Origin of the sequence: Methanospirillum hungatei (assembly GCF_020216685.1) — an archaeon.
Taxonomy (GTDB): domain Archaea; phylum Halobacteriota; class Methanomicrobia; order Methanomicrobiales; family Methanospirillaceae; genus Methanospirillum; species Methanospirillum hungatei_B.
Genome location: NZ_JAIWNS010000157.1, coordinates 1 through 12,386 on the forward strand (window position 1 = coordinate 1; position 12,386 = coordinate 12,386).

Here is a 12,386-nt window from a genome sequence, read left to right on the forward strand (position 1 = left end):
AGTAGAAAATTGATATTGATTTGGTATTTTCGTATGAGAATTGCCGGTTATCTGCATTATTGATACGATCGATATCATTGACCTATGATCTTGCTGACCCGGTGCAATGGGAACTGTGGATAGAGGAGCTGAGAGGAATTATGCATGATATGTATGAGAGAGCTTCCCACTATGCACGAGTGGATACATCAATTCAGGTTCAGATCTATGTATGACATGAAATCCTATTGACCACGATTAACCCAAAAAATATTTTAAACTTTTTTTACTTTTTTTCCGCTATCATCTCAATCTCTACCAGTGCCCCTTTCGGCAGACTTGCTACCCCGACCGTCGATCGTGATGGGGTTGCATTTCCCATATAGCCTGAATATATCTCATTCACCGTCGGGAAGTCAGAGATATTCGTCAGGTAGATATGAGTATTAACAACATCATCAAAATTCAGCCCGGATACCTCCAGAATTTCCCGGAGATTTTTCATGACCTGGTGAGTCTGATCCCCTATTGTATCCCTAAGAACTCCGGTCTGTGGATCAATCCCAATCTGACCAGAGGTATATACATAATCATTCACGGCAACCCCCTGACTGTACGGCCCGATTGGTTTTGGAGCCTTATCTGTGTAGATGATTTCCTTGTGTGAACTATTGACCAGCACCATAATCAGACTCATGAGGACCATTCCCAGGATAATACATACAATTGCAAGCAGGATGGCGTTTTTATCTTTTTTTAGATCCATAAAGAATGTCACATTTCTTCCATTTAATTGATGCTCTGTCACTATCAAACCAGGGAAAAATGAAGTCGGTGTCCGGGTATGCAAATTCCATCAATACACAGAAAAGTGTGGGTGAAGCGATGTTTAAAAAAATACCAAATGAAATCTAGCCAAATTGCAGAAGAGCGATGATAGAAGACCACTGATGAAAGAAGCCTAATGTGATAGCTCCACGACAGCCAAATAAAAATTCAGGGATAAATCCATGTCTGTATGCTCGGCAAGAAGCTTTACCAATTCTATGCTTTTTCCCCGAACCCCGCCAGTCCGGTCAAGATATGCATATGACGGATCTATCTCGGTATATATCGTCAGAATTTTAGATTGATTCGCCATTTGTTCTGTTTTGTATGGACTTTGCGGAATGAGAACGCAATAAACGATACAGAGAATAAGGAGAACTAGGAAAGCAATCAAAGAGATGACCCGGCGAGAGGGGAGATAAAATACAGGATGTCCTCTATCCTGAGCTGACATACCCGGTAACCTCCCTGACTAGGTGTATCATTTCAGGTTCTGCCAAATCCCGTGGCCGTGGAGAAGATACCTCTATCTCCTTTCTGACAGATGACGGCCGTTTTGAGAGGATAATAATTCTATCCCCCAGATATACAGCTTCTTCAGGATTGTGGGTCACGATGAAAAATGTCGTGCCAAGGGTATCCCGTATCCGGATGACTTCATCCTGCAGTTCATGCCGGGAAAACGGATCGAGTGCACTGAATGGTTCATCCATAAGGAGGATCTCAGGCTCTATGGCAAGAGCACGGGCAACCGCTACCCGTTGTTTCATTCCACCGGATAACTGGTGGGGAAGAACGTTCGCAAACTCTTCCATGTGCACAAGAGAGAGCAGGTCATGTACCTTTTGTGCAATCTGCTTTTGCGGGATCTTCCGAACTTTCATCCGGAGGCCATACGCAATATTGTCATATACAGACAGCCAGGGAAAAAGGCCATGTTCCTGGAATACCATGGCGGTGTGAACAGGATCAAAAACATCTCCATCACTCCCGCAGATCGTGCCGGAATCAGAAGATTCAAGACCGGACAGGATTCGAAGGACGGTGGATTTCCCACACCCGGACGGACCCATCAGACAGACAATCTCTCCCTTATGAATAACACAGGAGATGTCTGATAATGCCTGAAATTCTGCCTGATCATCACAGAATCGTTTCGATATCCCCTTCAGAACCAGAACCTGCATTACTCTTTCCCCTGCCAGCCAAAGAGCCTTGTCTGTCCGATTCTGAAGATGGAATCAGATACAATCCCGATCACCCCGATAACAATCATACCGGCAACGATGACCTGAATCTGCCCCAGATTATACGCAAACATGATCAGATAGCCAAGCCCGGCACTTGTTCCGGGGAGCATTTCAGCCGCAACAAGACACATCCATGCAACACCAAACGCCAGCCGAAGCCCGGTCCAGATGGATGGCAATGCACCCGGAATTACCACGGTTTTAAATTTTTCAAGGGTGGTGGCACCAAGGGTCTGTGCAACCTCCAGCCACCGTATTCTGATGCTCCTCATCCCTTCGATGGTGCTGATAAAGACGGGAAAAAAGGAACCGATAAATATGATAAAGAGAAGAGAGCCAAACCCTATCTTAAACCATGCAATTGCAAGCGGCATCCAGGCAATCGGAGGAACAGGCCGTAAGATCTGAATGATGGGGTTTACATAATCCTCTGCTGATTTAGACCACCCGCACAAGAGACCAAGCGGCACGGCAATGAAAACGGCCAGAAGAAAGCCGTATAAAACTCGCTGAAGACTGATTAGACTATTCTGAAAGAGTGAAGCCCCACCAAATAATGGCTCAGCAGGATGAATAAGAACCGGAATAATCGTCTCCCAGCCGGGCAGAATGAAACTGTTTTGAATATACATCGAGAGAGACTGCCAGATGACAATAATAAATACCGGAATGGCAAATCCCTTGAGAATAGGAAGAACCCGTTTCATAGTGCTCCAAATGTAGGAAGTCCGTATAGGGAGATTTGTACTCCCTCATATTCAAATGCTTCCCGCATCATCTCTTCCTGAATTGAGCTTTGGGGTACAGCAATAATGAGCGGCCTGCCGGAAGATGAGCGGCTTTTCACCCATACAATGAATGAATCCCAGTCAGTGCAGGGAGCAGAGTCATCAACCACAAGGCCTGATCCCCCTGCATTAATAGAATGAATAATAGCAGCTGGATTGCCCATGGAAATCTGCATAAGTGATGGAACACTCCCGATATATGCAACATCAATTGCATTCTGTCCAAGACCGGTCATCACTCCTCCTCCCACCTGACCGGGGAGTAATCGTATTCTGGTAATCGTACTATTTTGGACACGCAGCTGGCATTCGGTCGGCCGTCCAGACATATGAGAATCAGGAACAAGACAAAACCCGTACCGGTCACATATCTTCTCATACCCCATAATCGAAACATACAGGGGAGCATAGAGGTCAGCGGAAGGGAGATACCCGATTCTGACATATGGAGGGATGTGCGATAACTCCGGTTCTGAACCAGTAAGGAGTTCCAGGGCACGAGTATAAACCGTCACATTCTCCCTGGATGAAGGAGATTTTAGAGTCATTTCATAGTCATACAAAGACTGCTGTAGGTATCCAGGGTCTGGAAGACGTGCCTTATCCGTGAAATTAATATGAGGAAATGCATTTTTCTCTAATTCAATAGGATTCAGAGTAAGACCTGCAGACCTGATCGGATGTGAGCCATACACCCAGCCGGCAGTAATATTCATGGCCTCATCCGGGTCCTCATGAATTCTCTGTATCCCGGCAATGGTGATCGCAGATAAAAGGGATGCAATTTCAGGGTATTCAGTTATGAAAGAATTTCGCATGACAAGAACATTACACGCGGTATTCTCCCATTTCCTGTCCGGAGGGATATCAGCATCCCTGGCGATAACTTTTCCTATACCTCCGAGGTCAGCGGTTGATACGACCGACTCCCACACAAAAAAAGCATCAACCTGACTGGTATTCAGAAGCTGGGGCATAATTCCTGATGTTGCATAGACGAACTGAACCTCAGGCTCAGTAGATATACTACTCACATCGACGCCGGATAAAAATACATACCCAAGTACAAGAGAGAACAGGATGAGGAAACAGATCAGAGGAAGATACCAGATTCTCATTTCAAGTCCCATGGTCTCCAGCCATATATATCAATACTCGTATATGAGTATCAACCAGGCCCCCTCCGATAATAAAAGAGAGGTCAGGAGAGCCCAAGACCATGAGAAAGCCATGCAATCTCTTCACTCACCTTTCTCAGCTGATTCGGATACGTCTTCATATGATGAGGTTGATCCTGAAAGAGAATCATCCGGACATCGGCCTTGCTTGCCATCTTATACGCCCGGTAGGTGGAGAGAGCACTTGCCGGAGCAACCGCATTATCCTCTGTTCCCTGAAGCATAAGAAGAGGAGTCTGTACCTGCTCTGCTTTATACACACCCATGAACGGAATATAATATTCCGGATTCTCAAAGGGGGTGTACTCATAATACATCAGGTTCATCACGATTCCATTCGTATTTGAGACCTGTGAGTTCTCATCTGCAAATCCTGCACCAGCAACCGCCACCTTCAGCGATGGATCACGGGTAATCCAATAGAGAGTTAGAACACCTCCATTAGACCATCCGGTTACACCAATCCGGTTCTTATCAATTATCCCTTGTAAAGAGAGATATTCAATTCCTTTCATGAAATCTTCTATCGGGAGATCGTAGTAATGACCACCCTCAATGGACTGTGCAAACTCAAAGCCCCAGTTACTACTACCATGGTAATTGACCGACAGGGTTATTGCTCCCCGGTCGGTGATCAGATGGTACGGAAACTCCCATGTATCACGCCAACTATCAAAATCAGTATACGTGGGACCTCCATGGATGACGAAGACAAGCGGATACGGTGTTCCCGGCGTGTAACCCGGAGGATACCTGAGAATACCCTGAACTGTATCACCCTTTGCACCGGTCCATTCAATAACCTCTGAGGTTCCAAGTGGTTTCTTCAGAAAGTCTTCATTCATGTTTGTCAGTCTTTTCGGATTTCGTATCTCCCCTGATATCACATCTGCAGCATAGATCTGTGGCGGTACTGATGCTGTATTATAATTATACAAGATCCGTGAACCATCTCTGCTCGTTTCGAGGGCAAAGATGTTTTCCTGATGTTCACCGGAAAGCAGCGTCATTCTCCAGCCGGTATCAGTCATCTCATAGCGTGCCAGCTGTGGATTTGTCCCGTTTGCGAGGAGGACATACACCCCTCCGTCAAACGGCGTCATCTCTACATCATCATTGAAGAGATCTTTATGCATTTTTTTCTCCCATTGGAGAGGAATTTCTTCCAATGTCCGTGTTGCAGGAGAATACACCACGATATCACTCGCATATGAAACAGGATATCGAAGACCGCCATTCAGATTTCGTCCGATATAGACCATTGAGTTATCCGGAGACCAGGCAAACTCATTCTCATCCTGGTATCCCTCAATACGGGTCATCACCTTATCGAGAGTGCCTGTCGTCGTGTCTAGCACAAAATAGCTAAATGATGGGTTCTCTGTCCAGACTTCAGGATAGACGGACGATTTATACGCGACATACCTCCCGTCAGGTGACGGATGATAGGCATAGATAACATCAGTATTGGATGTCAGTTCTGTTACTGCCCCACTCCTGATATCATAGGACTTTAAAATCACCATGTCAGGAATCTCATCCATGATGATGACATCGCCAGGCCGGGTATCCTCCGGTGTATCCGGAGAAGCTCCTGTATATACCAGGGAATGATCTCCAAACCATGCAAAACCGGAGAGGAGTTCATCAGATACACCATCTTTCTTCTCCCGCTGCATCGTGGAGAGATTAAGGAGAGTTAATGTCTCAATCCCGCCATTCCGGGGCATTGATACATAGGCAAGGACCTGCTGTATTGGCGATAATGCCCATACCGTAACCGATTCATCAGGACCAGTGAGGGCAACCTCTTTTCTGGTTGATGTATTCACCATCATCAGAGTCCCGTTATTAGCCGGCGGTAGGAGATCATCACCGGTGGTCCGCAGATACACGATATTTTCTTCATCAGACGATAATGAAAACTGATGAAGATAGTCCATCTTCAGGATATCATCATAGTCGAGATTTCCAGAATTTTCAGCAGAAGCAGCCGGGAATATCACCGTTCCACAGCTGATAATTGTCATCAGGATAAAAATTACATTCAGTCTGGACATGCCATACACCTCAGTATGCAATAATGCGATACGTTCCACCCACCCTCTTATTGAGTGATAAATTACTACTCCATCATGGTATCATTTATAAGTATCGTGGGAAAGGGATCTCATGTTTGAAGGCCCCATCACCATATTCGGTTTATCTCTCACGGGAATATGAAATAATAGAGATATCGAGAATTAAGCCGTTGAATAAAGAGTGGTTCAGTTCAGAAGAGGAATGGAATATGATTAGAAATTATACAACTTCATATTCATAATGCTCAATATTCCGCTCTTTCGGTTCAAAAATAATCCCTACTGCAATTTTTTTCCTTGAGTCCATCGCATACTTTTCCAGATATCCCCGGTTTTTTATCTGCAGAAGGGGCGAACCATCACCAGATTTATTCATCCCTCTGACTTTAAACTCAAATACCCATATTGCTGATTTTGTTTTTACGGTAATATCGATACGACCCTTGTTGGAGGTATCTTCGGGGATAACCTCGTATCCAAGACTTGCAAAAAACGTGTAGACGACACTGGCATAGTACCCTTCATACCGTGAAATCGGATTATTACGGTACCAGTCATGGGGAATAGCTGCAAACAATGAATGAAATACAGATTTTAATTGAGATGGCTTACCTGACTCCAGAACATTATATACGGTATCGCGAAGAGGATTTGAATCATATCCACAGAGAAATTCTGATAAAAGAGAATTGAACGATGTTCGAACTTCATTATTCGGATATCCAAGCGTACACCAAAAACCCCTGACCGGATCAGAAGACCAGGACTTAATGGTCAGATACCCGGCCTGAAAGAGTAAACTCTCAGTCCGAATCCGCTCAGGTTCAAAAGATCGGAGGAGATCATCCCCTGCAACCAGGCCATCATATTCAGCCGGAAACCGTGGATTTTTTTGCCAGAGTGTTATGAGAAAGGTAGGCGTTCCGGTCTCAAACCAGTACGAGCGATAGACCTTTTTCGAGAAGAGAAGAAGGATGTCAAAGGGGTTATACACAGACTCACCGGTCCATGAATACCCATTATACCATTTCTTTACTGCATCAGAGTCAAATTGCGAGAGATAATCTGAAAAAACCGTTTCAAGATCTCTTTGTGTATACCCGCACAACGGGGAGTATTTTTCATCAAGAGTGATATCATTCAGGTTATTCAGACCAGAGAATATGCCGGTCTTTGAAAACCGTGATACTCCGGTAAGAAAAACAAAATGCAGATACTCATCAAGGGGTTTGATTGAACTATAAAAATCCTTGAGAATATCACGCATTTTTAACGCAACCGCTGTATTTTCCAGATTATCAAGAATTGGTTTGTCATATTCATCGATGAGAATGACAACTTTTCTTTTCGTTCGTAATGCAATATCTTTGACAATATACAGAAGTCTCTCTCCGGGTGATCCTTCTGTCCGCTCAATCGTGAACTCTTCTTCCCATGAATTGAGGAGGCGATGAAGACGCTGAAGAAGATCATCGGCTGTTTTCGTCGTCCCTCCTGCATGATCTATCCGGAGAATCGGATAACACGTTGAAAAATCCCAGCCAGCCTTATCTGATGCCAGATATAATCCATTAAATAAATCCCTTTGCCCGGAAAAAGCACATGCCAGAGTGTCCAGAAAAAGGCTTTTTCCAAACCGGCGGGGGCGTGATAAAAAGTAATATTTTCCTGAAGAAACGAGATCTGCCAGAAATGGAGTTTTATCAACATATGCATAGCCACCAGTACGTATTTCGGAGAAAGACTGGATACCGATCGGAAGTTTATGGAGTACCATGCACGTTATGGATAATATTGAAGGTATGAGAATATATCAGCTTGCAATAAAGAACCAGAGCAAACTCCACCATGGATAAACATACACCATTCACAGAACTATAGCATGACCCATCAGGACCCAGAACTAGTACTTAAAAAAAGGGTATTGGTCAGTATCCTGAAACCAACGTCCCTATCCGGTCAACAAACCGTTGGTATTCTCCCAGACTTCCAGAAACTAACGCCTGCTGTGCCTGCTTGTACAGACCGGATATCTGAGCGAGGATCGAGGATGACTGATCATTACCGGGTTGTTCCACTCGTTTGGGGATATCCTGCCTGGTTTGTCTTCCCCCAAAGATGACCTGCAAAGCCTCATTCAGGGTGGGCTGCATCGTCAGTTTATCCCCGTATGAGACAATAACCCGCTGAAGCTGGGGAAGAGTTCCCTTCTGAGTCGCTTCAAGATAGAGAGGTTCAACATAGAGGAGGGACTGCTCAACCGGAATGATCAGGGTATTCCCTCTGACGACTGATGACCCTGCCTGTGACCAGAGCGTAATACTCTGTGAAATCTCGGTATCCTGGTCGATTCTCGCCTCTATCTGCATCGGTCCATAGGTCAGCTCCTGCTTGGAGAACTGGTATACTATCATCTCCCCATAACGCTCCGGATCACACCTAACCGCCATCCATCCGATAAGATTCTGCTTATTCCTGGGGGTGAAGGGGAGCATGAGGATGAACTCCTCCCTCTCTTCACCGGGGAGTTTCATGATCACATAATAAGGCTCAAACCGCTGCTGCGTTTTCCGATAGATCTCATCAGGAATGACCCAGGCATCTTCCCGATTGTAGAAGACACGGGGGTCAGTCATGTGATATATTCCATAGATCTCTGCCTGAATATTGAATAATCCATGGGGATACCGCAAATGGCTCCGGAGATCATCAGCCATATCATCAACCGGGCGGAACAGACCGGGGAACATCTTTGCATAGGTCTGAATGATCGGGTCGTCAGAATCAACGATGTAGTACCCGATCTCTCCGGTATATGCATCAACGATTACTTTCACACTATTCCGCACATAATTCATGGATTTTGCTGATAATCCGCCAGTCCTGACCGGTTCAGAATAGGGATACCGATCTGACGTGGTATATGCATCAATGATCCAGGACAATTTCCCATCGCTCATAACGACATAGGGATCAGAATCATACGTCAGGAAGGGAGCGATTTTTGAAGTCCTCTCCATGATATTCCGATACAGGTGAAGTTTACTGTCCGGTGTCAGGGAACCTGAGACGAGGAGCTCTACTGATCCCAACTGGATGGCATATACGAGCCTGGGAAGAAGGGAGAGTTTTACTCCTGCATCGCCGCCATAAGAACCATAGATATTTTCATCGCCTGATGGGTAATCAAACTCCTCAGTCCTGGTATTGGTAATACAATAGGGAATGTCTCCTTCACCATAGTAGATCTGTGGATTATCAAGGGTAAGGGACGGAATCGGGGATGAGGGTGGAATATCTTTTACAAAGAATTCAGGAAGGCCATTCGCCGTTATCCGGTCGACCGGGCTCATGACCGCCCCATAGCCATGGGTGTAAACGAGATGACGATTCACCCAGGTCTGTGCCTGCTGTGGAAGATTATACGAGTTCATCTCACGGGCAGATATATGTACCTGCTTGTAATTGCCATCCAGCCAGTACCGGTCCACATCCACATCATTAAACGTGTAATAGGTCCTGAAGAGCTGGAGCTGTTCAAGGGTTGTTTTCATCGGTCTCCAGTCCCAGAGACGGATATTTGAAATCGTGGCATTATTATTCCTGATATCTGATTCAGTGAGATTATACCGGACTGGAAATTCCTGTGCGTTGATATGGGCCAGATTGTATCCGTCAAGCGTGCTGTTGATGTTATATCCAAGATAGGTTCGTTCAAGATTGAATTCATTCGGTTCGACGATGAGGGTCTGAACCAGGAATCCTGCTCCTGCTGATAGAATAGCGATAACAAAAAACCCGCCTATTCCATAGGCAATCATCTCCGGACGCTTTATCTTCTCATTTAAGAGGAAGAGAAGCCCGATAATGAAGGCTATGATGGTCAGGATAGTAAGTGCAGGAATGGTTATGGTGACATTCGTATATCCTGCACCTATGACCGTCCCTTTTGAGGTATAGAGGATTGAATATCGGTTAAGCCATAAAAATGCTGCAAGAGTAGTGAAGATGAAGAATAACAGGCAGTTCACCTGGGGAAGAAATCTACCGACGGTATCTTTCCAGGATAATCCGAAAGGAAAGGGCCCGGGCATATACTGGAAAACACCGTATTCATCAATTCTCACACCTGCACGATGAGCAGCATACATCACAGAGGAGATGATGAGAGTGAAGACAAAAAGGGCCAGGAGGTACTGAATTAAAATGGTATAGAACGGGAGTGAAAAGATGTAGAAACTGATATCCAGGCCAAACACCGGGTCTGATATCTGGAAAGGAGTCTGATCCAGATATGCCAGAATAATCTCCCATGAAGAGGAGAGGGAGAGACCGGTAATTCCTGCTGCAACGGCACAGGCGATCCCTCCAAGATACTGAATCTCTTTTTCAACTCCGAATGCACCAGCACCAGTCCGGGCGGCAAGGATAACATTTCCATAACTGAAGGCGAAAAAGACCAGTGTACCGATCACAAAGAGGGATGCCGAGGTGATCAGGATAGTTAAAAAGACCGGGGAGTATCCGACAGATGCATACCAGAAGAGATCTGAAAGCAGATCGGTAAGCAGAAAAAACACAAAGATAATTGCTGCCGGTATGAATATCAACAGTTTTCGAAGTCGCATAATGACGTATGCATCTTCCCCCTGAGATGAAATAAGGTTTTTGGAAAGTCCACTGCCCTGGAGCCAGGTCAGGGGTACCCTATGCCGGTCCTATAAAAAGATCAAGTGATTACCGGGAACAACTCCATCTCGTCACAGCACAACAGAATCATCATGTTCCCATGTAATCCCAATAGAAAAGAGAGATATGTCAGGGAATGGATCCCTGTCCGTTCATCAGGATCCAGTACCCCTGATAGGGGACTAATGGCCGGTTATCACTGGTATTGCTATAGTGTTCACGAAGGATTGGCTCATCATACCATTGGAGTGATGCATTATATCCGGTAACCATTGTCCAGTTATTGCCTAGACAGGCAAGAGCATCTCTAGCAGGAACCGGGACTTCTGACAGTAATCCGAAAAGGTTCCATCCATCTTTAAGATCCTTTCTGATGGACGGATCTGGCTGAAACCTTAACGAAACATCCATCGAAGAGAGACTGTAAATCCAGTACCCGTTCAGAGGCCTGATTATGTCAGTCTCGTTCACTCTCACATACCCAGTCTTTGGATCATACGAATAGAGAGCATGCCCCCCGCTTGGAACCTGTGAAAAGATACTGGCCGTATCAAACCCCGTTTCCAGGGCATCAGGAACTGATATCTGATTCCATCCGGGCCTCAGCGATAGAACCCCGGCATCAGGACCCGGCGTATACCTGATCGCGAGAGATGCATTGATCCTCCCTTCGGAGAGTGTTTTTCCTTTCAATCCATCTTTCAGATCAACTGTCTGTATGAGAACCTCTCTCAGCTCTGCAGGAGTCAGATTCTGGTGTTCTGACTTGACAAGACCGGCAACACCTGCAACGAAAGGAGCAGCCATTGATGTCCCGCTCACATATCGATATGAGGGAGTATATGCTTCTGTTTTATTCGAAAACCGTACATCATCTATCCATAATTGGAGTGTCTTATTCATCCCTTCAAGGGGGTACTGCTCCTGAATGATAAACCGCACTAAAATATCAGAATCCCTCATATCATCAGGGATATCACACCGGATGTCATCAAAACTTAAAAATGCCCCGGCCCATTCACCAATCCGCTTCCAGTTGAATTTTTTATCCACACAGGCATCGACGGATAATTTCGTAAATGTTGGCCAGAGTATTACCCCTTCACAACTGAATATCAGTTCCGGCCTGGAATACCCGGAAATATTCACCGGTGTATGAAGCACCAGATAGTTCTGAAGGGACGGATTTTGAAATGTAAGATTTACGCACACACTGGAGGGAGAGGTGTTATATTTCTGGTGATCCAAATGCCAGTCCCCGATGTATGACCAGTTTGCAAGAGAGTCAAAGGAGTCATGCCAGAAGACATCAGACTCGAACTGACCTTTCCAGGTGCTGTAGATATCGACACCCGGAGCAGCGACATCAACAGATTTTGCCCCATAATTTGAAAAGTCAGCAAGGTTATCAGACGGGCTGGTTGCAGCAACAGAGATGACATTGGGGAGATCATACGAGGCTGGATAGTAGGGATGCTTATCGATGTCAGTCTCTGAATTTCCTGCAGCACACACAAACAATGCATCCGTACTGGCAATAACCTCCTCAAGTGCCCGGCTGGGTTTTTCTTCACCCCAGGAACAACTCATGAT

General features: G+C 45.5%; 9 protein-coding genes. All 9 read right to left on the reverse strand.

Features of this window, described 5'->3' with window-relative positions:
• Positions 1 to 265: 265 nt before the first annotated feature.
• A complete protein-coding gene (locus tag LDL35_RS09985) occupies positions 266 to 745 on the reverse strand; it encodes a RidA family protein (protein WP_304022192.1) in 480 nt (159 codons plus the stop codon).
• A 195-nt stretch (positions 746 to 940) separates the two neighbouring features.
• Positions 941 to 1,120: a hypothetical protein gene (locus LDL35_RS09990; protein ID WP_304022193.1), complete on the reverse strand. Its 180-nt coding sequence runs from the start codon at positions 1,118 to 1,120 to the stop codon at positions 941 to 943.
• A 124-nt stretch (positions 1,121 to 1,244) separates the two neighbouring features.
• Positions 1,245 to 1,994 carry an ABC transporter ATP-binding protein gene (locus tag LDL35_RS09995; RefSeq protein WP_304022194.1) on the reverse strand — a complete coding sequence of 250 codons (750 nt, stop codon included), beginning with the start codon at positions 1,992 to 1,994 and terminating at the stop codon, positions 1,245 to 1,247.
• On the reverse strand, positions 1,994 to 2,764 hold the full coding sequence (locus tag LDL35_RS10000) for an ABC transporter permease (protein ID WP_304022195.1): 771 nt from the start codon (positions 2,762 to 2,764) through the stop codon (positions 1,994 to 1,996). Before LDL35_RS10000 ends, LDL35_RS09995 begins: the two co-directional genes overlap by 1 nt.
• The gene (locus LDL35_RS10005) at positions 2,761 to 3,975 is read right to left on the reverse strand and encodes an ABC transporter substrate-binding protein (protein ID WP_304022196.1); all 1,215 of its coding nucleotides are present in this window, start codon (positions 3,973 to 3,975) and stop codon (positions 2,761 to 2,763) included. Before LDL35_RS10005 ends, LDL35_RS10000 begins: the two co-directional genes overlap by 4 nt.
• A gap of 71 nt (positions 3,976 to 4,046) precedes the next feature.
• Positions 4,047 to 6,122 (reverse strand): prolyl oligopeptidase family serine peptidase, encoded by a 2,076-nt coding sequence (locus LDL35_RS10010; RefSeq protein WP_304022197.1) that lies wholly within the window; start codon positions 6,120 to 6,122, stop codon positions 4,047 to 4,049.
• 202 nt (positions 6,123 to 6,324) lie between these two features.
• The gene (locus tag LDL35_RS10015) at positions 6,325 to 7,881 is read right to left on the reverse strand and encodes an ATP-binding protein (RefSeq protein WP_304022198.1); all 1,557 of its coding nucleotides are present in this window, start codon (positions 7,879 to 7,881) and stop codon (positions 6,325 to 6,327) included.
• Between the two features lie 151 nt (positions 7,882 to 8,032).
• On the reverse strand, positions 8,033 to 10,732 hold the full coding sequence (locus tag LDL35_RS10020; protein WP_304022199.1) for a UPF0182 family protein: 2,700 nt from the start codon (positions 10,730 to 10,732) through the stop codon (positions 8,033 to 8,035).
• A gap of 190 nt (positions 10,733 to 10,922) precedes the next feature.
• Positions 10,923 to 12,386: S8 family serine peptidase (locus LDL35_RS10025; RefSeq protein WP_304022200.1), on the reverse strand; the 1,464-nt coding region annotated here is incomplete at its 5' end.